Annotated in this window: 16 protein-coding genes and 1 tRNA gene; 9 read left to right on the top strand and 8 right to left on the bottom strand. The window is 64.6% G+C overall.

Translation table 11 applies throughout. From position 1 onward, the window contains the following. Positions 1-217: 217 nt before the first annotated feature. From pstS to pstB, 4 genes are all read left to right on the top strand, one after another. Positions 218-1,336, top strand: a complete 1,119-nt coding sequence (gene pstS / locus B1A87_RS16890) for a phosphate ABC transporter substrate-binding protein PstS (RefSeq protein WP_078027381.1) — start codon at positions 218-220, stop codon at positions 1,334-1,336. Positions 1,337-1,457: 121 nt separating this feature from the next. After that, complete coding sequence (gene pstC, locus B1A87_RS16885) at positions 1,458-2,390, top strand: phosphate ABC transporter permease subunit PstC (RefSeq protein ID WP_078027380.1); 933 nt, start codon at positions 1,458-1,460, stop codon at positions 2,388-2,390. Then, complete coding sequence (pstA, locus tag B1A87_RS16880) at positions 2,391-3,500, top strand: phosphate ABC transporter permease PstA (RefSeq protein ID WP_078027379.1); 1,110 nt, start codon at positions 2,391-2,393, stop codon at positions 3,498-3,500. Positions 3,501-3,574: 74 nt separating this feature from the next. Further along, positions 3,575-4,354: a phosphate ABC transporter ATP-binding protein PstB gene (gene pstB, locus B1A87_RS16875; RefSeq protein WP_078027378.1), complete on the top strand. Its 780-nt coding sequence runs from the start codon at positions 3,575-3,577 to the stop codon at positions 4,352-4,354. Positions 4,355-4,395: 41 nt separating this feature from the next. On the opposite strand, the gene B1A87_RS16870 is transcribed toward pstB, so the two are convergent. The 3 genes from B1A87_RS16870 to B1A87_RS16860 form a co-directional block, all read right to left on the bottom strand. Continuing rightward, positions 4,396-5,412, bottom strand: coding sequence for an inorganic phosphate transporter (locus B1A87_RS16870; RefSeq protein ID WP_078027377.1), 1,017 nt, complete (start codon positions 5,410-5,412; stop codon positions 4,396-4,398). Position 5,413: 1 nt separating this feature from the next. Continuing rightward, a complete protein-coding gene (locus B1A87_RS16865) occupies positions 5,414-6,031 on the bottom strand; it encodes a DUF47 domain-containing protein (protein WP_078027376.1) in 618 nt (205 codons plus the stop codon). 257 nt (positions 6,032-6,288) lie between these two features. Further along, complete coding sequence (locus B1A87_RS16860; RefSeq protein WP_056631802.1) at positions 6,289-6,948, bottom strand: hypothetical protein; 660 nt, start codon at positions 6,946-6,948, stop codon at positions 6,289-6,291. Between the two features lie 235 nt (positions 6,949-7,183). Between B1A87_RS16860 and B1A87_RS16855 the strand changes: the two genes are divergently transcribed. The 3 genes from B1A87_RS16855 (at position 7,184) to B1A87_RS16845 (ending at position 9,493) form a co-directional block, all read left to right on the top strand. Continuing rightward, positions 7,184-7,256: transfer RNA gene (locus B1A87_RS16855), tRNA-Lys, on the top strand. A 125-nt stretch (positions 7,257-7,381) separates the two neighbouring features. Next, on the top strand, positions 7,382-8,392 hold the full coding sequence (locus B1A87_RS16850) for a LacI family DNA-binding transcriptional regulator (RefSeq protein WP_078027375.1): 1,011 nt from the start codon (positions 7,382-7,384) through the stop codon (positions 8,390-8,392). A gap of 75 nt (positions 8,393-8,467) precedes the next feature. Then, positions 8,468-9,493 carry a LacI family DNA-binding transcriptional regulator gene (locus B1A87_RS16845; protein WP_260680908.1) on the top strand — a complete coding sequence of 342 codons (1,026 nt, stop codon included), beginning with the start codon at positions 8,468-8,470 and terminating at the stop codon, positions 9,491-9,493. Between the two features lie 133 nt (positions 9,494-9,626). Here B1A87_RS16845 and B1A87_RS16840 read toward each other — a convergent pair whose 3' ends face one another. The 5 genes from B1A87_RS16840 to B1A87_RS16820 form a co-directional block, all read right to left on the bottom strand. Then, positions 9,627-11,084 carry a family 43 glycosylhydrolase gene (locus B1A87_RS16840; RefSeq protein WP_078027373.1) on the bottom strand — a complete coding sequence of 486 codons (1,458 nt, stop codon included), beginning with the start codon at positions 11,082-11,084 and terminating at the stop codon, positions 9,627-9,629. 142 nt (positions 11,085-11,226) lie between these two features. Further along, the gene (gene yjfF, locus B1A87_RS16835) at positions 11,227-12,243 is read right to left on the bottom strand and encodes a galactofuranose ABC transporter, permease protein YjfF (protein WP_185982351.1); all 1,017 of its coding nucleotides are present in this window, start codon (positions 12,241-12,243) and stop codon (positions 11,227-11,229) included. Next, a complete protein-coding gene (locus tag B1A87_RS16830; protein ID WP_139362720.1) occupies positions 12,243-13,274 on the bottom strand; it encodes an ABC transporter permease in 1,032 nt (343 codons plus the stop codon). The genes yjfF and B1A87_RS16830 overlap by 1 nt, the downstream gene beginning before the upstream one ends. Then, the gene (locus B1A87_RS16825) at positions 13,271-14,797 is read right to left on the bottom strand and encodes a sugar ABC transporter ATP-binding protein (RefSeq protein WP_078027371.1); all 1,527 of its coding nucleotides are present in this window, start codon (positions 14,795-14,797) and stop codon (positions 13,271-13,273) included. The genes B1A87_RS16830 and B1A87_RS16825 overlap by 4 nt, the downstream gene beginning before the upstream one ends. Positions 14,798-14,876: 79 nt before the next feature. Next, positions 14,877-15,854, bottom strand: coding sequence for an ABC transporter substrate-binding protein (locus B1A87_RS16820; protein WP_139362719.1), 978 nt, complete (start codon positions 15,852-15,854; stop codon positions 14,877-14,879). Positions 15,855-16,235: 381 nt separating this feature from the next. On the opposite strand from B1A87_RS16820, the gene B1A87_RS16815 reads away from it, so the two are divergent. Further along, on the top strand, positions 16,236-18,779 hold the full coding sequence (locus B1A87_RS16815) for an alpha-L-arabinofuranosidase C-terminal domain-containing protein (RefSeq protein WP_078027369.1): 2,544 nt from the start codon (positions 16,236-16,238) through the stop codon (positions 18,777-18,779). 131 nt (positions 18,780-18,910) lie between these two features. Further along, the gene (locus B1A87_RS16810) at positions 18,911-21,997 is read left to right on the top strand and encodes a beta-L-arabinofuranosidase domain-containing protein (protein ID WP_144275853.1); all 3,087 of its coding nucleotides are present in this window, start codon (positions 18,911-18,913) and stop codon (positions 21,995-21,997) included. Positions 21,998-22,077: the final 80 nt, after the last annotated feature.

Below are 22,077 nucleotides of genomic sequence, written 5' to 3'. Positions count from 1 at the left end.
GGAACCGCGCCCACTACGACTGTGACGTAGCTAACGCAATGGTGACCCTGCAGGTGTAAGCAAATGTCCCGCCGTCGTTAACCTTTCGTTCACCTTGGACCCCAACACTCGTTACCTGCGGCCCATACCTTCATTGAAGGTACAAAAAGTACGCATCCCCCTGTCCGGACGTCTCCGGTTCGGATCGCATCAGAAAACCCTGGAAGGGGTACACCCAGTGAAGGCACTCCGCTTCGGCCGCCACGCGGCTATCGCTGTCATCGCCGTTGGCGCGCTCGCGCTCACCGCGTGCGGTTCAGACAACGCCACGAACTCTCCCGCAGGCACCCAGTCCGCTGCCGGCACCAAGGTCACCGGAACCCTGACCGGCATCGGCTCCTCTGCGCAGGGCGCAGCCATGGACGTCTGGAAGACCAACTTCGCCGCCGCAAACCAGGGCGCCACCGTGCAGTACTCCCCGGACGGTTCCGGCGCAGGCCGCAAGGCCATCATCGACGGCTCGGCACAGTTCGCCGGATCCGACGCCTACCTGAAGGACGAGGAACTCGCGGCCTCCAAGGCCAAGTGCGGTCCCGAAGGCGCCATCGACATCCCGGTCTACATCTCCCCGATCGCTATCGCGTTCAACGTTCCGGATGTCATGGACCTCAAGCTGGACGCCACCACGGCCGCCAAGCTCTTCCGCGGCGAGATCGCCAAGTGGAACGACCCCGCCATTGTCGCCCTGAACCCGGATGCCAAGCTTCCGGACCTCAAGGTCACCCCGGTCAGCCGCTCTGACGACTCCGGCACCACCAAGAACTTCACCGAATACCTGTCCGCCGCAGCGCCTGACGTCTGGAAGGACAAGGCCGACGGCATCTGGCCCGCTTCGCTGAAGGGCGAAAACGCCAAGGGCACGTCCGGCGTCGTCAAGACCGTCACCGACACCCCGGGTGCCGTGACCTACGCCGATGATTCCGCCGTCGGCGGCAAGCTGGGCACCGCCCAGATCAAGGTCGGCTCCGAGTTCGTCAAGATCTCCCCCGAGGCCGCCTCCAAGGCTGTTGACGCCGGCAAGGCCGTCGAAGGCCGCGCCACCAGCGACGGTGCCATCAAGCTGGACCGCACCACCACCGAATCCGGCGCCTACCCCGTCGTCCTGGTTTCCTACCACCTGGTCTGCACCACCTACCCCAAGCAGGAAACCGTTGACCTGGTCAAGGCCTTCGAGAAGTACGTAGTCTCCGAGGAAGGCCAGAAGGCTGCCGCTGAGTCCGCCAAGTCGGCTCCGCTGTCCGCAGCCCTGGCTGAGAAGGCTGCCAAGGCCATCGAGTCCATCAAGGTCAAGTCGTAAGGTTTGAACTGAACGCTGAAGTTCCCCGCCCAGCCGCAAGGCAGGGCGGGGAACTTAGGCGTGTCAGGCGCGGTTTCACCATGTTCAACACCTCCGCAACACCAACACCGAAGGGCCAGGTATGACCACCACCTCCCTGACAAGTTCCCGAGGCGCAGGCCGCGCCGGGGATAAAGTCTTCTCCGGAGCCACCCTGGCAGCAGGGTGCCTGATACTTGCCGTGCTGTTCGGCGTTGCGCTCTTCCTCGTCATCCAGGCAATTCCTGCCTTCACGGCCCCGGCCGCCGACATCCAGGGCGGCAAGGGCTTCTTCGCCTACATCTGGCCGATCGTCGTAGGCACGCTAATCGCCGCCGTCATCGCGCTGGTCATCGCCACCCCGGTCGCCATCGGAGTCGCACTCTTCATCTCGCACTACGCGCCGCGCAAGCTGGCCTCCGGCCTCGGCTACGTTGTCGATCTGCTGGCCGCCATCCCGTCCGTCATCTACGGCGCCTGGGGCGCAGCGTTCCTGGCCAAGGAAATCGCGCCGGCCTACGACTGGCTCGCAGCCAACTTGGGCTGGCTGCCCATCTTCCACGGTCCTGCGTCGGCCACGGGCAAGACCATCCTGACCGCAGGCATCGTGCTGTCCGTCATGGTGCTCCCGATCATCACGTCGCTCTCCCGCGAGATCTTCCTTCAGACCCCCAAGCTGCACGAGGAAGCCGCCCTGGCCCTCGGCGCCACGCGCTGGGAAATGATCAAGATGGCCGTCCTGCCCTTCGCCCGCCCGGGCATCGTCAGCGCCGTCATGCTGGGCCTCGGCCGCGCGCTCGGCGAGACCATGGCCGTTGCACTGGTACTTTCCTCCGGCGCCCTCACCGCCAGCCTGATCCAGTCGGGCAACCAGACCATCGCCGCCGAGATCGCCCTGAACTTCCCTGAGGCGAGCGGCCTGAAGGTCAGCACACTGATCGCCGCCGGCCTGATCCTGTTCGTGATCACCCTGGCCGTGAACATGGTTGCACGCTGGATCATCAGCCGGCACAAAGAATTCTCGGGAGCCAACTAAATGACCTCCACCCTTACCCCGGCCCGCAAGAGGTCGGCACTGACCAAGGGCCAGCTGCCCAAGTTCGCCCCGTACGCGGTCCTCGCCGTAGCGCTGGTCCTCGGCGCGGCCATCCTCGCGCTGATCGGCTTCAATGCCTTCGGCTGGGGAATCGTCTCCGCCATCCTCTTCGCCGCCGGACTGGTGGGCTGGAGCGCCGCCGTCGAAGGAGCACGCAAGGCCAAGGACAAGCTGGCCACCTGCCTGGTGGTGGGATCCTTCCTCATCGCGCTCCTGCCGCTCATCTCCGTCATCTGGACCGTCCTGGTCAACGGCATCCCGGGCATCATCACGCCGGGGTTCCTGGGCACGTCCATGAACGGCGTCACCGGCGTCTTTGACAACAGGGCCGCCGAAGGAGGCGGACCGGTCCTCGGCGGCATTTACCACGCGCTCCTCGGCACGGTCCAGATCACCCTCCTGGCTACGGTCATCTCCGTGCCGGTCGGCCTGCTCACCGCGATCTACCTCGTCGAATACGGCAACGACCGCCCGCTGGCCCGCGCCATCACGTTCTTCGTGGACGTCATGACCGGCATCCCGTCCATCGTGGCCGGCCTCTTTGCCGCCGCCTTCTTCTTCGCGGTGGTGGGGCCCGGCACCAAAACCGGCGCCGTCGCCGCCGTCGCGCTTTCCGTGCTGATGATCCCGGTGGTGGTCCGCTCCAGCGAGGAAATGCTGAAGATCGTCCCCAACGAACTCCGCGAGGCGGCCTACGCCCTGGGCGTCCGCAAATGGCGGACCATCCTCAAGGTGGTCATTCCGACGGCGATCTCCGGCATCGCGTCCGGTGTCACCCTGGCGATCGCCCGCGTGATCGGCGAAACCGCACCCATCCTGGTGACCGCCGGGTTCGCCACCAGCATCAACAACAACGTGTTCGGCGGCTGGATGGCCTCCCTGCCCACGTTCATTTACACCCAGATTCTGAACCCGACCTCGCCGTCCAACCCGGACCCGTCCTCGCAGCGGGCCTGGGGCGCCGCCCTGGTCCTCATCATCCTGGTGATGCTCCTGAACCTCGGGGCCCGCCTGATCGCCAGGATTTTCGCCCCCAAGACCGGGCGCTAGGCAGGTCACCGGCCGTTCCGGAACGAACAGCCGGGATCTAGACTCAATCCATACCAGCAAGTTAAAGGAACCTCATGTCCAAGCGCATCGACGTCAAAGACCTGAACGTGTACTACGGCAGCTTCCTGGCTGTCGAAGACGTCAGCATCAACATCGAAGCCAAGTCCGTCACGGCGTTCATCGGCCCCTCCGGCTGCGGCAAGTCCACCTTCCTGCGGACGCTCAACCGCATGCACGAGGTCCTTCCGGGCGCCCGCGTCGAGGGCGAAGTGCTTCTCGACGGCGACAACCTATACGGCCCCGGCGTTGACCCCGTCACGGTCCGCTCCCAGATCGGCATGGTCTTCCAGCGGCCCAACCCGTTCCCCACCATGTCCATCCGGGACAACGTGCTGGCCGGTGTGAAGCTGAACAACCAGAAGATGTCCAAGGGCGAGGCCGATGCCCTCGTGGAGCGGTCCCTCCAGGGCGCCAACCTGTGGAACGAGGTCAAGGACCGCCTCGAGAAGCCGGGCTCCGGCCTCTCCGGTGGCCAGCAGCAGCGACTCTGCATCGCCCGCGCCATCGCCGTGGAACCGCAGGTAATCCTCATGGACGAGCCGTGTTCGGCACTGGACCCGATCTCCACCCTGGCCGTTGAGGACCTCATCAACGAGCTCAAGGACCAGTACACGGTGGTGATCGTGACCCACAACATGCAGCAGGCCGCCCGCGTTTCGGACAAGACGGCATTCTTCAACATCGCCGGCACCGGCAAGCCGGGCAAGCTGATCGAATTTGCCGAGACCAGCACCATCTTCAACAACCCGAGCCAGAAGGCCACGGAAGACTACGTCTCCGGCCGCTTCGGATAGTCCCCGCCGCCGCCCTAGCCTCGCAAGCTCGAGGCGATGAGTCAGGTCGTGATCAGCGGCGACAGCGCGAGCTCAAGGACGAAGGCGCCGGCCGCCGTAGCGGCCGGCGTAAGAACCCAGAGGCACAGGATCCGGGTCACGAGTTTCCGGTGCGTCGTGGCGAAACTCTGGTTTTCCCCCGCGCCGAGCACAGCCGACGTCACGGTGTGCGTTGTGGAAATGGGCCAGTGCAGGCCGATGGCGCCGAGGAACAGCAGTATGGCGCTGAATCCCTGCGCCACCACGCCGCGCAGCGGGTCAATCCGGGTGAGCCGGTAGCCGACAGTGTGCGAAATCCGCCAGCCGCCAAAGAGCGTGCCCACGGCGATCATGACGGCTGACAGCATGGCCACCCAGACCGGGATCGAGCCTCCGCCGCTGTACCCGGCCGCCAAAAGGGCCAGGAGGAGGACGGCGCTGATGCGCTGGCCGTCCTGGAGCCCGTGGCCGAAGGCGACGGCCCCGGCGGCTATCGACTGTGCTGTCCTGAACCGCTTGTTGATGACGCTGGGCTGCGCATACCGTGCGGCCCAGGTGACCGGGAAGACCAGCAGGTACGCGCCGATGAAGGCGATGACCGGCGAGAAGACCAAGGGCAGCACCACCTGGAACAGCAGTGACTGGTCCACGCCGCCCACGGAGTTGCCGCCCACCACCACGCTGGCGGTGCCGGCACCGGCCAGGCCGCCCACCAGGGCATGCGTGGACGACGACGGGATGCCGCGCCACCACAGCAACAGGCCCCAGACGCAGGCGCTGGCCAGTCCGGCCGCCAGGATGGTCAGGCCGCTGTCGCCGCGGGGGAGGGTCACCCAGGTCTGGCTGATAGCCACGGCCAGGCCGGCGCTGAGCAGGGCGCCGATGAAGTTGAAGGCGGCCGCGAGCAGGACGGCCACCGTGGGCGTCAGCGCCCGGGTGCGGACGGCAAGGGCCACCGAGGTGGACACGTCCCTGAAGCCGTTGATGAACGCAAAAGCGGCGGCCAGGGCCACCACCAGGGCGAAGATGAACAGCGTCACGTCAGGATTCCTTGACGATGATGCTGCCTACCTGGGTGGCGATGCGCCGCATGTCCTTGGTGACGTCAACGAGCTGGTTGGCGATGTCCCTGTTCCGGGCGTACTGCGTGGATTTCATGTCCTTGAGCATGTCCGCCACCCAGATCCGGTGCGTCCGCTCGGCACGCTTGGCCAGGCGGAGGACCTCGATCCAGTAGTCCTCAAGGTCATCGAGGTTGTTGAGCCGCCGCATGGCATCAGCGGTGAGCTCGGCCTGGCGGCTGATGATTTCCAGCTGGTCGGCGGCCCGTTTCGGAAGCCGGTCCAGCTTGTAGAGCGCCACGAGTTCGGCTGCGGCGTCCAGCTTCTCGATTGCTTCGTTGAGGCACAGGGAGAGGCTGTACATGTCCTCGCGGGGCAGCGGGTTCACGAAGCTGGTGCGCATGTGGGTCAGGAGGGCGAAGTGCAGCTCGGCGGACTTGGCCTCGTGGTTGTGCATGTCCTCGACCAGCCGGTGATGCTCAGTGGCCGGTGCTCCCAAGATCTCCGCCATGGTGGCGCTGGCCAGGACGATCTGCCGTGCCAGCTGTGAGAGAAGGTTCAGCCCGGCGGGCTCCTGCGGAAAAAGGCGCAGCTTCATTAGTACCGGTCTCCGGAGGATCGTCAGGGCTGGGCACTGCGGATCGTGTGACTTGACGTCGCGCCCCCGCAGCTAGTCAGTACTTTACCGGCACCGGCAACCGGGCATGAAAATGGTGCCGAACCGGATACGCCTCTCGGCGGTAGGCCGCTCTAGGCGGCTAAATTTTGAAGCCCGGGGGTTTCGCGGTTCGGCACCAGTTTCAGTGTTCTACTTTGATCCTGCCAAGTCAACATTGACAGATCGGCCCCAATGGGTCAGTCAAGCTCGCCCAGCCGCCAGGCGTTGGCGGCATGTTCGAGGTCCTCGGCGGTCTTCACCAGGAGGTGGGAGTTGCGCGTCAGCTTGCGGGCGTGGACCTCGTTGCTGTGGTCGGCGCCGTCCGCGAGCGTGGCCTGTCCCAGCGCAACCACGCGGCAGAACGCGGCCGAACGCTCCAGCGCGACGTCGAAGTCGCCGTCGAACGCGCCGGACAGAATCGCATCAGCCATGGTCTTCATTTCGTCGGCGCCGGGCGGTTCGGCCGCGCCGGCAACCACGTTGGACACCTGTGCCGTGTCCTTGCCCGCCTTGAAGTACACGGAGATGCGCTCCGGGTCCTGGACTGTCGCCGCGCGGAGTGCATACAGCCGCCACAGCGCACCTGGAAGTGAACGGGCAGGGCTCTCGGCCCACATCTCTGCGATGGCTTCCAGACCCTGTTCGTCGGCGAGCTTCACCAGGCGTTTGGTGATGACGGGATCGTCGCTGTCCCGCCCGTGGCGCACCAGCGCCTGGGCAGCGAGGTGTGCCGCTTCGGACACGCGCGCCGGATCCGCACCGCCTGCGAATGGCTCGAAATCAATGGGCGCAAAAGGCTTTGGTTTGTGGTGCCGCTCCGCCCCGCCCGGGCCGCTGGTTCCTGCTTTCTCGCTCATGCTCCCACGCTACTCCTGGTCCGTGCGGTAATCGAGCGCGCTTCCGGAGCCTTTGTTCCGCGGAGTCGCGCGGTTTCCGCCGTCGCCGGTCCGTGAAGTGACCCGGACGACGGCGGCGGAAGGCCCCGTGCGAAAAGTCACCCCCGGACTGGGGTACAGTATTAACGTCCAGAAATGGACTGGAGCTGACACCCGCTGTGCAGGCCGTTGCGGCAGGCATTTCGACAGTCAGTTTGGGCCTTTAGCTCAGTTGGTAGAGCATCGGACTTTTAATCCGTGGGTCGTGGGTTCGATCCCCACAGGGCCCACTCTTTTAGCGAAGAGTGGAAAGTCCCCGGTTCCTGGCGACAGGAGCCGGGGACTTTTTTGCGTCCCTGCGCTTGGCGGGCGTGCGGCATTCGTGTTGCGGCGCGGCGTCGCGCAGAATAGCCCCATGACTAAAAGCAACGCGCGGCTGCCGCGGCTTGAGGACGTGGCGGAGCGCGCCGGCGTCTCGCACCAGACCGTGTCCAGGGTGATCAACAACCACCCCAATGTCAGCAAAGCGACGCGCGAGCGGGTGGAGGCGGCCGTTGCCGAGCTGGGTTACCGGCGCAACACCGCGGCCCGGAGCCTGGTCACGCGCCGGTCCCAGACCATCGGTGTCCTGGCCAGCGAACTCTCCCAGTTCGGCCCGGCCAACACGCTGCTGGGGGTTGAACAGGCGGCCCGGAACGCCGGCTACTTTGTCAGCATCGCGGCACTGAAGTCCGTCAGCCGCGAGGCGATCTTCGATGCCGTCAGGCACTTCATGGACCAGTCCGTCGACGGCATCGTGGTGAGCGTGCCGCATTCCGACACGCTGCTCGCCCTCGCGGAACTGCAAGTCGGCGTGCCGGTGGTGGCGGTGGGGTCGCTGGGAAACGACGCCGTGAGCGGCGCCATGGTGGACCAGACCCGGGGGGCCGAACTCGCCGTCGGGCATCTGATTGAACTGGGCCACCGGCGGATCGGTCACGTCGCCGGACCGCAGGACTGGATCGACGGCGTGGCGAGGGCCGAGGCCTGGAGCGCCGCCCTGCGGGCCGCGGGCCTTGAGGACGACCTCCTGATGACCGGCGACTGGAGTGCCGGCAGCGGTTACGAGATTGGCAGGAAGCTGGCCGCCGAACGCACGGCCACGGCCATTTTCGTGGGCAACGACCAGATGGCGCTGGGCCTGCTGCGCGCGTTCAATGAGGCAGGCGTCCGCGTGCCCGACGACGTCTCCGTCGTCGGGTTCGATGACCAACCGGAATCGGGCTACTTCACCCCGCCGCTCACCACCGTCCGCCAGGACTTCGAGGAACTGGGCCGGCGCTGCATTGACCTCATGCTCACCGCCATCGAGGACGGCGACAGCGTCAGCAGCACCGTGGTGGCTGCCGAACTGGTGGTGCGGCGGAGCACCTCCGCCCCTGGCTGAGCCCCCGAATATTCCCGCAGCCTGATCTTTGCCTTGGCTGGTAAGCTGATTGTTAGCGCTAACTAAGGAGGGGGAATGTCGGTAGGATCAGAGATCAGGCGTCCTCCCGTGATGGAGGACGTGGCCAAACTGGCCGGCGTCTCGCACCAGACCGTCTCGCGGGTCCTCAATGCGCATCCCAACGTCAGCGCCCAGACCCGTGAACGCGTCGAGCAGGCCATCCTGGACCTGGGCTACCGCCGGAACACCGCAGCGCGCAGCCTGGTCACCCGGCGGTCCCAGACCATCGGCGTCCTGGGCAGCGACATGTCCCATTACGGGCCCGCCAATACGCTGCTCGGAGTGCAGCAGGCAGCCCGGGACAAGGGCTACTTCGTGAGCGTGGCCAGCCTCAGTGAAGTCACGCCCGTGGCGATCAAGGACGCCCTCGAATACTTCATGATGCAGTCAGTGGACGGCATCGTGGTGATTGTTCCGCACGAGGCCATGTTCGAATCGCTCAGCACCATCAGCATGGCCGTCCCGCTGGTCGCAGTGGGTTTCGGCGTCGATGAGCGGCTGAGCGTCGCCGCGGTGAACCAGCGGATGGGCGCCACCCTAGCCGTGCAGCACCTTGTGGACCTGGGCCACACAGCCATCGCGCACGTCTCCGGGCCGCCGGACTGGATTGACGCCGCCGCCCGCATTGACGGCTGGCGCCGCACCCTCGCGCAGGCGGAACTGGACGACTCCGTACTGATCCGCGGCGACTGGAGCGCCGAGAGCGGCTACCGCGCCGGGCTTGAACTTGCGGCCGCAGGAAACGTCACCGCGCTGTTCGCCGCCAACGACCAGATGGCACTCGGAGCCCTGCGCGCCTTCAGCGAAGCCGGGCTGCGCGTCCCGCAGGACATCAGCCTTGTTGGCTACGACGACCAGCCCGAGGCCGCCTACCTTGTGCCGCCCCTGACCACCGTCAACCAGGGTTTCAAGGAACTCGGGGCCCGCTGCATGCAAATGCTCCTTTTCGATATGGCCAACGGTCATTCGGGTGCATCGTCGGTGGTCAACCCCAGGCTTGTGGTTCGCTCCACCACTGCGCCGCCACACGCCGCGCACTGAGCCCAGGGGAGCGGTGGCTGGCGCGGCCGCACTTCTTTGGCGGCACACTTCTTTGAGTTGGTACACGCAGGGCCCGGCAGCTGGGAAGCCTGCCGGGCCCTGCGGGGATGCTGACCGCAACCGTGCCGTGCGGCTACGTGCTCTGGAAGAAGGTGGCCGCGGTCCTGTCGTTCTTGCCGGCTTTCGCCAGGGTGAGGACGCCCTGCCGGAGCAGGAGATAGGAGCCGGGGACATCGACTGACTCAAAGGAGACTCCGGCCCGACCCGAAAGTCCGCCCCGCTGGATGAACGCCGACGACGATCCGTCGGTGGACGCGATTGCGACACTTGAGCCCTGGACCCGAAGGTAACGTCCCTTGGTCAGGACAGGTTCGATGACCACAGAGTTCTTCTTGGCATAGCCGGGCGCAATGCGGAACTGGGACGCTCCCAGTGCCGGCGCTGACGAGGCCGTGACGGTTGTCCCGTCGTGAACGAGGTAGGCGCCCGGGGCAGCGGCGGACTCCAGCCGGACGGGGAGTTCGCCGTCGCCCACGGGAACGCCGAAATCGGGTGTTCCGTCTGCCTTCCAGTGCAGCCGCTGAACGCGGGCATGCCTGTTGGGGTCAAAGAGGGGGTTGCCGATCGGGTCGCGGTAGGACCTGGCGTGGTACACGAGAACGTCATTGCCCGCTTCGTCCACTGTGAAGGAGTTATGCCCGGGTCCGTACTGCTTTGACCCCTCAGATGTGCCGAATACCGGCGTCGGGGTCTTCGTCCACGACGCCGCATTGAGCAGGTCCGCGTTTTCGTCCGCAGTGAGGAGGCCCATGCAGTAGTTGGAGTCGGTCGCGCTGGCGGAGAAGGTTGCAAAGATCCGGCCGTTCCGCTTGATCACGGCAGGCCCTTCGTTGACTTTGTACCCCTTGGTTTCCCAGGCCAGCGTGGGGACGGCGATGCGCACCGGTGCGCTGGACAGGGTGGAGGGAGATGACATGGAGGCGATGAACAGGCTCGAATTCACGCCGGTATCGCTCTGCGCCCACAGCAGGTACCGCGTGCCCGCGTGCTCGAACGTGGTGGCATCCAGGGAGAACGTGTCTGCATGCGTGTACACCCGGACCGGTGGTTCCCACGCAGCGGTGGTCGGGTCCGCGGCGGCCGTGGATATCACGTAGATCCGCACCCGGAAAACATCATCGCTGTCGCCGGCGGCGAAGTAGATGTGCCACTTCCCGTCAAAGTGGTGCAGCTCCGGAGCCCAGATGTAGCCGCCCATCGTCCCGGTTGCAGGCCGGGTCCACACCACAGCCTCAGCGGAGCCGCCCAGCCCGGAAATGGTGGATGAAGAGCGGAGGATGATCCGGTCGTATTCCGGCACGGATCCGGTGAAGTAGTACCTGCCGTCGGTGTGCTTCATGAGCCACGGGTCCGCCCGCTGCGAAACGACGGGGTTGATTACCGGCGTCGATGGTGCGGGGGCTGCGGCCGAGGCAGGGGCCGTCATCAGCGTGCCGGCACCGGCGCCGGCCAGTATTACGGTGGCGGCCGCGGCGGTTCCGGAGCCGAGGAACGAGCGGCGCGAAAACTGCCGGTTGAGGGGATCATTCATGGTGAAAGCGTCCTTCCTGGATTTCCTTCCCCGGGCAGGCGCGGGCGCGCCTCATCGGAGGCGGGAGGCCGCGCGCGCGGAGAGAGGACTCATTGATGAATCGGTGGTTAAGGGGAGTGCGGAACTGGCGGCACCTGGCCTGTTAGGCCGTCTTCCTGGCGAAGAGCCGCTGCAGCAGGATGAAGACGAGGAGCAGGCCGCCGATGACGATCTTGGTCCACCAGGAACTCAGTGTTCCGTCGTAGGCGATGAATGTCTGGACGATTCCCAGCACGAGGACTCCCACGACGGATCCAAGGACGTAGCCCGTTCCGCCCGTCAGCAGGGTGCCGCCGATGACGACGGCGGCGATGGCATCAAGCTCCATTCCCTGTGCTGCGAGGCTGTAGCCGGAGAGGCTGTAGAAGGAGAACAGAACTCCGGCGACGGCGGAGCAGAGGCCGCTGAGTGCGTAGACCAGGATTTTTGTCCTCGTGACCGGCAGCCCCATGAGCATTGCCGAGTGCTCGTTGCCGCCGATGGCGTAGACGGTCCGGCCAAAGCGCGTGTGGTGGAGGACGAAGAAGGCTGCGGCGACGATGGCTAGGGCAAGAACTACACCGGGCGAGACGAAGAGGTCGCCGGGAAGCGGGATCTGGGCCTGGGCAACGCTGGTGAAGAATCCCTCGGTGACGGGGATCGAGTCGAGGCTGATGACGTAGCAGAGGCCGCGGGCGAGGAACATGCCGGCGAGGGTGACGATGAAGGGCTGAATGTCAAAGTACTGGATGATCAGTCCCATGAGGAGGCCCAGGCCGCCACCGATCACCAGGACCAGGAGGATGACGGCGGACGGATTCCAACCCTGCTGGAGAAGTGTGGCGCTGACCATCATGGACAGTGCGACGACGGCGCCGACTGACAGGTCGATGCCGCCTGTCAGGATCACGAACGTCATGCCGACGGCGAGCACGATCAGGAACGTGTTGTCGATGAAGAGGTTCAGGAACACCTGGCCGGAGAGGAAGCTCGGGTACATTCCGGCACCCACGGCGAACATGGCGATGAAGAGCCCCAGGGTCGCGAGGGTCGGCGCGTAGCGGGCGCCTCCGCGCATGCGGCTGCGGAGCGGCGACGGTTCCTTGACGGTCAGTGGCGTGAGGGTGGACAGGGAAGACATCAGATTGCGACCTTTTCCTTGGTGCCGGGGTTGGGTGCGGCTTTGAGGCTCCTCAACAGGTTCCGGGCCTTGGGTGCCTGCAGGAGACAAACGGTAATGACGACGAGGGCTTTGAACACCAAAGTCACTTCCGGCGGGATTCCGAGAGTGTAGACGGTGGTGGTCAGGGTCTGGATGATGAAGGCCCCGATCACCGTCCCTGCCAGGGTGTATCGCCCGCCGGCGAGTGACGTGCCGCCGATGACGACGGCGAGGATCGCGTCCATTTCGATGTAAAGCCCGGCATTGTTGGCATCGGCCGCGGTGACGTTGGAGCTGATCATCAGGCCGGCGATTGCGGCGCACACTGCGCTGAAGACGTAAACGATCCAGATGATGTTCCGCGAGCGGAGCCCGGCGAGGCGGCTGGCCACCGGGTTGATGCCCACGGCTTCGATCAGGGTTCCCAGCGCCGTGCGCCGGGTGAGGACGGCCGCCACGAGGAAGACTGCCGCGGTGATCAGGATGGAGATGGGAAGCGTGAACAGGTACCCGGCGCCGATTGACTTGTAGGAGTCATTCGAGACTGAGACGATCTGGCCGCCGGTGATGAGCTGGGCTATGCCCCTTCCGGCGGTCATCAGCACCAGGGTCGCAATGATCGGCTGCACACCGACCGTCGAGACCAGGAACCCGTTCCATGCACCCAGGAGAAGCCCCGCAGACACCGCGATGAGAACTGCCATGGCTGCCGTAACCGGCGAGGCAGGCTCCGGGGAAGCGGCGATGTAGGCGCACGATGCCGCTCCGGCGATGGCCACGACCGCGCCGACAGAGAGGTCTATGCCCCGGGTGGCGATGACGAGGGTCATTCCCAGCGCGATGAGGATGGTGGGGGCGCCGTTGCGCATGATGTCGATGATGCTGCCGTAGAGGTGTCCGTCCTGCATCCTCAGGCTCAGGAAGTCAGGCCGGAAAACCTGGTTCAGCAGCACGAGCGCTGCCAGCGCGATTACCGGCCAGGCAAGGCGGTTCTGCATAAGGGATTTCACTGCGTACCTCCGGCGATGACCGTCATGACGTCTTCCACTGAGACGCCGTCGTTCTGAATTTCAGCGACCATTTCCCTGTCCTTGATGACGGCGACGCGGTCGCTCAGGCGCAGGACTTCTTCGAGCTCCGAGGAGATGAAGAGGATGGACATCCCTTCGGTCGCGAGTTTGTTGACGAGTTTTTGGATCTGGGTCTTCGCCCCGATGTCGATTCCCCTGGTCGGCTCGTCGAGGATCAGCAGCTCAGGGGATGTGATCAGCCAGCGGGCGAGCAGTACCTTCTGCTGGTTCCCGCCGCTGAGGTTGCGGATCAGCGCGTCGGGGTTCGCCGGCCGGATGTCGAGGGTTGCGATGTATTCGGCGACGAGCTCGTCCTGGACACGGCGCGGAATGCGGCGTGCCCAGCCTTTGCTGGCCTGCATGGCCAGCATGAGATTGTCGCGGACGGACAGGTCTCCGATGAGGCCTTCTTCTTTGCGGTCCTCGGAGCAAAACCCGATGCGCTTATCGATGGCGGTCCGCGGGGAGCGGATCTTTTGGCTGACGCCCTTAACCTTTATGGAGCCTTCATCGGCCTTGTCGGCGCCGAAAAGGAGCCGGGCGATCTCGGTCCGGCCTGCTCCCAGCAGGCCTGCGAGGCCCACGACCTCCCCGGGGTAGATGGAGAGGTCCACATTCGAAACCGATCCCTTCCGCCCGAGTCCGCGGGCCTCAACGAACGGCGTCACCCCGGAGCCTGTCCTGGCACGTGTCCGGGCCGGTGCCTGGTCCAGCTCGGCGAGAGCCTCCATTTCCTTACCAATCATCTTGGAAATGAGGCCCATGCGGGAGAGGTCGCGGGTCAGGTATTCGCCCACGAGCTTGCCGTTGCGGAGCACCGTCATGCGGTCGGAGATCTCGTAGACCTGCTCGAGGAAGTGGGAGACAAAGAGAATGGCTACTCCGCGGTCCCGGAGGTCCCGGATCACGCGGAAGAGCTGCTTGACTTCGTCGGCGTCCAGGCTCGACGTTGGTTCATCCAGGATGAGGACCTTGGCGTTGATCTCCACCGACCTGGCAATGGCGATGAGTTGCTGGACCGCGATGGAGTGCGAGGAGAGCAGGGATCCGGGATCAACATGGTTCAGGTGCAGTTCTGCGAGGACCTCACGGGTCCTGGACCGTACGCCCTTCCAGTCAATGGAACCGCGGCGGCGCGGCTCGCGTCCCAGCAGCACGTTTTCTTCAACGGTCAGGTTGGGGCAGAGGTTGACCTCCTGGTAGACGGTGCTGATGCCCGCTGCCTGTGATGCGGCGGGCGTCGAGAACTGCTGGTGCTCGCCGAGTACGGTTATCGTGCCGGAATCAATGGCGTACACGCCTGTCAGGGCCTTGATCAGGGTGGACTTGCCAGCGCCGTTCTCTCCCATGAGGGCGTGAACTTCACCTTGGAAGAGGCGGAAGTTGACTCCGTCGAGCGCCTTAACTCCTGGAAATCCAATAGCTATGTCGGTCATCTCGACGACCGGAACGATTTCGTTCATCCTCGTGTCTTTTCTGTGATTGGTGGGCCGGGCGGCGGCGGTCATCCGCCGCCGCACGGACGTTCAGGGGCGCCGTGGTTCAGTACGGGCGGCTGGCAAGAACCTGCTTGGCCTGCTCCTGCGTGAAGGCCGTCTCCTCGGTGACGACGCGTTCCGGAACGCTCTCGCCGGCAATGACCTTCTTCGCAAGGTCCATGAGCTGGTCGCCGAGCATCGGGCTGCATTCAACGATGTAGTTGATCTTGCCGTTGCTCAGCGCGGTCATGCCGTCCTTCACCGCGTCAATGGTGACGATCTTGATTTCCTTGCCGGGAACTTTGCCGGCCGCTTCGATGGCCTCGATGGCACCCAGCCCCTCGTCGTCATTGTGGGCGAAGACAACGTCGATGTCCGGGTTGTTCTTGAGGAAAGCCTCCATGACCTGCTTGCCGCCGCTCCGGGTGAAGTCCCCGCTCTGCGACGCGATGATCTTCAGCTTCGGATTGGCCTTGATGGCCTCCTCGAATCCTTCCTTCCGGTCGTTCGCCGGCGCGGATCCGGTGGTGCCCTGAATTTCGACGATGTTGACCGTGTCGGAGGCTGCTTTGGAGTCCTCCACGACCCAGGCTCCTGCCTTCTTGCCCTCTTCAACGAAGTCGGAACCGAGGAACGTCTTGTACAGGGTCTTGTCCGACGAGTCCACCGCCCGGTCGGTGAGGATGACGGGAATCTTCGCCGTCTTGGCTTCCTTCAGCACCGTGTCCCAGCCGGACTCCACCACAGGGGAGAACGCAATGACATCGACCTTCTGCTGGATGTAGGAGCGGATCGCCTTGATCTGGTTCTCCTGCTTCTGCTGGGCATCCGAGAACTTCAGGTCGACCCCGGCCTTCTTGGCCGATTCCTGTACGGACTTGGTGTTGGCGGTGCGCCACCCGCTTTCGGCGCCGACCTGGGCAAAGCCCATGGTGATCTTGTCACTGCCTGCGGCGTTGCCGGCAGCACTGCCGGTTCCCCCGCAGGCAGTCAGGGTGAGCATCGATGCGGCGGCAACCGCAATTAGGGACTTCTTAAACACAACATCCTCCCGGAAGCGTAGTTACATGCAGGCGGGAGACCTCGAACACCGCCATTGCTGCAAGTGAGCTGATGCGCTCTGCGACCCATTGTGAACGCTAACAAAACACGCCGTCAAGTAGTGCCGGTCATAAATTGGTGGCTTGCGCATCAGGAGCGTCGAATCCCCACACGGCTATTGTCAAGGCTCTTTACAACGCCGCAAAGATGTCCAATACTTTTCCCGACGCGCATTTTGTTAGCGTTAACAGCTTTTGTCACCCGTTCACCGGCGGCCACGCCCGAGGACGGAATTGCATCCCGCGAAACTGTCGGCGGCCGCCCTGCCTGAGCTGCGCCGGCGAGCCGGCGGACCGTTCAATGGAGAAAGGCCATCTCTTCCATGCCATCAAAATCCCCGAGTCCCGCAAAGCGGGCCTGCACCATGGCGTTTGCCGGATCATTGGCAGCAGCGGTGCTGTCGCTGACCCCGGCGCTGGGCGCCAATGCAGAGCCGGCAACGAACCGAACCATCAACATCAACGCCGCCGAGGCGGGACCTTCGATCGATCCGACCATGTACGGGGCCTTCTACGAGGACATCAACCAGGGCGCCGACGGCGGCATCTACGCCGAACTTGTTCAGAACCGGTCGTTTGAATTCAACTCGGGGGACAACCGCACCTACACGCCCATGACCGCTTGGGAAACCCTGCGGCGGGGCAGCGACGGAACAGTCGCCGTCGTCAATGACGGCAATCGCCTGAACGAGAACAACCGGAACTACCTGCAGGTCGACGCCGCCAGTGCAGGCGCCGGCGGCGCCGCGGGGGTCGGCGTCCGCAACAGCGGCTGGAACGCCGGGCAGAAGCTCGAGGCACACAAGAAATACAGCTACTCAGTCTGGGCGCGGACTTCCAACCCTGCCGGCAGCAGCCTTGCTGTCACGCTGGAGACACCGGAAGGCACCCGCCTGGACATCGCCACGGTGAAAATCAAGGGCGACAAGTGGGCCAAGTACGATGTGACGCTGTCGCCCAAGTCGTCCACCGGGGCGGGCAGGCTGGCGACAGTCGTTCAGGGAACCGGAACGGTCCGGCTCGACATGATTTCGCTGTTTCCGCAGGACACGTGGAACGGCCGGGCAAACGGCCTTCGTAAGGACCTCGCCGAAAAGATCGCGGCCCTGAACCCCGGCTTCCTGCGCTTCCCGGGTGGCTGCATCGTCAACACCGGAAGCTACGACACCTACTCAGCCCCCAATTACACGCGCGCCCGCACCTACCAGTGGAAAGACACCATCGGCCCGGTGGAGCAGCGGCCGGCGAACCGGAACTTCTGGGGCTACAACCAGACCTACGGCCTCGGCTACATGGAGTACTTTCAGTGGGCAGAGGATATGGGCGCAGTCCCTGTGCCGGTAGTTCCCGTTGGCGTTACGGGATGCGGCGACAACAAGTCCGCTCCCGATCAGGCCACCCTTGACCGCTATATCCAGGACACGCTCGACCTCATCGAATTCGCGAACGGCGATGCCAGCACTGAATGGGGTGCAAAACGCATCGCATACGGCCATCCGGCACCGTACAAACTTGAGCGGATCAGCCTGGGCAACGAGGAATACAAGCCCGAATTCAAGGCATACTTCACCCAGTTCTACAACGCCGTCAGGGCGGCCCACCCCGAGATCAAGATCATCGGAAACACGGGTCCGTTCAGCCAGGGACCGGAATTCGACGACCTCTCGCAATTCAATGCCCAGACCGGCGTGAACTTCGTCGACGAGCACTACTACAACACCCCGCAGTGGTTCCTGAACAACAACCACCGGTACGACTCCTACAGCCGCAACAGCTATAAGGTCTTCCTGGGCGAGTACGCCTCCCAGGGCAACAAGCCCGTCAACGCCCTCGCGGAAGCCTCCTACATGACAGGTCTCGAACGGAACGCAGACGTCGTCAAGATGGCGTCCTACGCCCCGCTGATCGCAAATGAGGCCAACACGCAGTGGAGCCCGGACATGATGTTCTTCAACGGAACCTCGATCCGGACCACCCCCAACTACGAGGTCCAGAAGCTGTTCATGAACAACGTCGGCACGCATGTGGTGCCGAGCACGCAGGAGAACCCGGCCTCGACCGTGGCGCCCATTGCCGGCAAGATCGGCCTGTCCACCTGGGCCACCTCCGCCCGTTACGACAACGTCAAGGTGACAGGCCACGACGGCGCCACCCTGTTCAGCGATGACTTCTCGGGAACGGCTGCGGCTTGGACCGGCAACGGCACCGGCTCCTGGTCCATTCGGGACGGTGCCTACGTGCAGTCAAGCACCACCGCCCAGAACACCATGGTCACCGCCGGAAGCCCGGAATGGAGCAACTACACGCTGAGCACCAAGGCCACCAAGCTGGCCGGCTCCGAAGGCTTCCTGGTCTCCTTCGGCGTCAAGGACACCGGAAACTACTTCTGGTGGAACCTGGGCGGCTGGAACAACTCGAAGTCTGTCGTCGAGAAGGCCGTCAACGGCGCCAAGACAAACGTCCTGGAAAAGAACACGGTCATCGAAACCGGACATGAATACGACATCCGCATCGAGGTCGCCGGGCGCACCGCGAAGCTGTACCTGGACAACGTCCTGTGGGGCACCGTGGACGATACTCCGGCTGATCCCATCTACTCCGTGGTCACCAAGGACGCACAGTCGGGCGACACCATCGTCAAGGTGGTCAACACCTCGACGGAGCGGACGCCCGTAGACCTCAACGTCACCGGCGCGGCCAACATCGCGGCCAGCGCTGCCGTAACGACGCTCACCGAGACTGCGGACGGGCAGAACCTCGCCTCCGCGGCGAGCGTTTTCAACGGCGCAGGGCCGAAGTTCACCTACACCTTCGAGCCCAGCTCTGTGACCTTCATCCGGCTGGCCGACGCCGGCTCACGCAAATAGGCCAGCTCACGCACTGTCTCTTATACACATCTAGATGTGTATAAGAGACAGGGAGTGGCCCGGCCGGCGAACCGGCCGGGCCACTCCCGCATTACATCCGCGGCAGCCCTCGACAACGTATCGGAGATCCAATGACGAATCCTGTATCCAGGCGCAATATCCTTCGGCTCGGAGCCACCGCAGCGGCGCTCCCGTGGCTCCCCTCGCTGGCGACCGCAGCTACGGCAGCCGCCGCCCAGGAGCCCCTGTCAACCACCGGCAGTGTTGCCGCCGCGCTTACCCTTCGCCCCTTCAAACTTTCGGACGTCACGCTGGGTCCCGGAGTGTTCGCCCGGAAACGGGACTTGATCCTCAACTTCGCCCGCGGCTACGACGAACGCCGCTACATCAATGTCTTTCGGGCCAACGCCGGCCTCCGGACGATAGCGGGCGTAACGCCCCTGCCGGCCGGCGGATGGGAAGGCCTCGACGGCGAAGCAAACGGTAACCTCAGGGGCCATTTCACCGGGCACCACATGTCCATGCTGGCCCAGGCCTATGCCAGCACAGGGGAGGAGGTGTTCGGGAGGAAGCTGCAGAACCTGGTGTCCTCGCTCCACGAATGCCGGCAGGCGCTGGCCCAGGAACCCGCGGTCCAAACTACTGCCGGGCACTTCGCCGGGGCCGTCGTCGACCTGGCCCGGGGGTCCTACATGTATGGGCAGCTTCCCGCCGGTTCGGCCGACGGGCTGGCCAGCATGACATTCGCCGCGTGGGTCCGTCCTACAGCTGCCGCCAACTGGACCCGCATTTTCGACTTCGGAAATGACACCAGGACATATGCGTTCCTGGCACAGCGCGACGGCAGCGGGCTTCCCCGGTTCGCCATTACGCGAAACTTCGCCGGCGGCGAGCAGACGATCGTGGGATCGGCCCCTTTGCCGGTCAACGAATGGAGCCATGTCGCGGTGACGCTCGGCGGTGGAACCGGAACCCTGTACGTCAATGGTCAGCGGGCCGGCCAAAACACGGCCATGACGCTGACCCCTGCCTCGCTGGGGAGCCTGGCGAACGCATGGCTTGGCCGGTCCCAATACAACGACCCCCTGTATGCCGGCTCCTACCAGGACGTGAACATCTGGTCGGCTGCGCTGACCGCAGCACAGATCGGAGAGCTGGCCGCGGCACGGGCGACAGCCACCTCGGCAGGCGGCGGGGACGTCGTCTCCATCGACTGCAGTGAGGCGAGCGGAGCCACGCTGGTGGACACGTCAGGCAAGAGCCGGCACGCCACCCTGCGGCGCACCTGGGGCCTGCCCAGCCACCCCGGTTTCCTCGCGGCCTACCCGGAAACGCAGTTCATCGAGCTGGAGACCCGAACCTCGCCCGACTACACCCGGGTCTGGGCCCCCTACTACACGGCCCACAAGATCCTCAAAGGCCTGCTGGATGCGTACACGGCCACGAAGGAGCCCAAAGCCCTCGACCTGGCGGTCGGCCTCTGTGACTGGATGCATTCGCGGCTCAGCAAGCTCACTCCGGCCGTTCGCCAGCGCATGTGGGGCATCTTCTCCAGCGGCGAATTCGGCGGCATCGTAGAAGCCATCCTGGAAACCCACGGGCACTCCGGCAAGCCGGAGCACCTTGAACTCGCCAAATACTTCGACCTCGACTCCCTCATCGACGCGTGCGCCGCCAACAAGGACGTCCTCACAGGCCTCCATGCCAACCAGCACATCCCGATTTTCACCGGGCTGATGCTCATGTACAACAAGACCGCTGAGGAAAGATACCTCAAGTCCGCCCGCAACTTCTGGGGCATGGTCGCAGGTCCGCGCACCTACAGCATCGGCGGGACAAGCCAGACAGAATTCTGGAAGGCGCCCGGCCAGATTGCCAGCACGCTGCATGACACCGACGCCGAAACCTGCTGCGCCTACAACATGCTCAAGCTCTCCCGCGAACTGTTCTTCAAGGAGCAGAACCCCGCATACATGGACTATTACGAGCGTGCGCTCCTGAACCAGGTGCTGGGCTCGAAGCAGGACCAGGACAACGCCGAGCTGCCGCTGGCGACCTACTTCATTGGCCTTCAGCCTGGCGCCGTCCGCGACTTCACCCCGAAGAACGGGACCACATGCTGCGAAGGCACCGGCATGGAGTCCGCCACGAAGTACCAGGATTCCGTCTACTTCACCGCGGACGACAACAGCGCCCTGTATGTGAACCTCTACATGCCTTCCACCCTCAACTGGGAGGGCAGGAACCTGACAGTCACGCAGGAGACGTCGTATCCGCTCGAGCAGCGGTCAAAACTGACCATCGCCGGCAACGGCCAGTTCGAACTCCGCCTGAGGGTCCCGGCTTGGGCTGCGGCGGGCTTCACTGTCCGCGTCAACGGAACTCCGGTTGGCGGACAGGCAGCCCCTGGCACCTACCTCAACATCCCCAGGGCGTGGACGAGCGGCGACTCGGTGGAGATCGACATGCCCTTCACCCTCCGTGCCGAAAGGGCCCTGGACGACCCGACAGTTCAGACGCTGATGTACGGTCCTGTGCATTTGGTCACCCGGGACAGCCGCACAACGCTCCTGCCGTTCAGCCTCTACGGGACTGCCAAGCTCAACGGAGACCTGGCCCCCGCCATGCAGCCGGTTCCAGGCAAGCCGCTGCACTTCACCCTGTCCGGCGTTGAACTAGCGCCCTTCCTCGAAGGAACGGCAGACGCATTCCACTCATACTTCCGGCGCCAGGAGCCGGTGGTCGTCTTAGGCGGCGTGGATTCGGGGGTGCCCAACCCTTCGCGGGCCAACAAGACCACCCTGCTCGACGACCTCTGGGACGCTGCTTCCTTCCTGAACAAGCCTGAACTGCTGAAGCGCGTGGCCCAGGTGAACAGCATGTGGATCACGGAGGGAGCGCTTACCCAGGCAGACGCCGACCGCATCTCCCGATGTGCCCAGCGCGCCGCCTTCGCGCCGCCGGCCGGCGAGATCGATGACCTCCAGGGGGTCGCGGATGCAGCCCGCACCGCCGGCACCATGACGGCCGATGCGCACGCGATGCTCGGCTCCCGGCTGGACTCGGCCCGGAAAGCACTGACCGAGAAAACCACGGCGAAAGCTGTGCACTGCCTGAACCAGTACGTCGACTTTGCCGGGCGCAGCGTCGACAACCAGGCCCTTCGGGACGGCCTGGTGAGCGGCGCCCAGGCCCTCATCGTCAGGCTGACCTCCTGATTTTCCTGGCCCCCTGCTCCGGACCGCGCAGCTGCAGTTCCCCGGACCCGCACCAAGACCCGTCCGTCAACCGCGGCATC

It is taken from the genome of Arthrobacter sp. KBS0703, assembly GCF_002008315.2.
Lineage (GTDB): Bacteria > Actinomycetota > Actinomycetes > Actinomycetales > Micrococcaceae > Arthrobacter.
The sequence above is the reverse complement of the archived record's forward strand: the minus strand, read 5'-3'. Positions and strand labels throughout refer to the sequence as shown.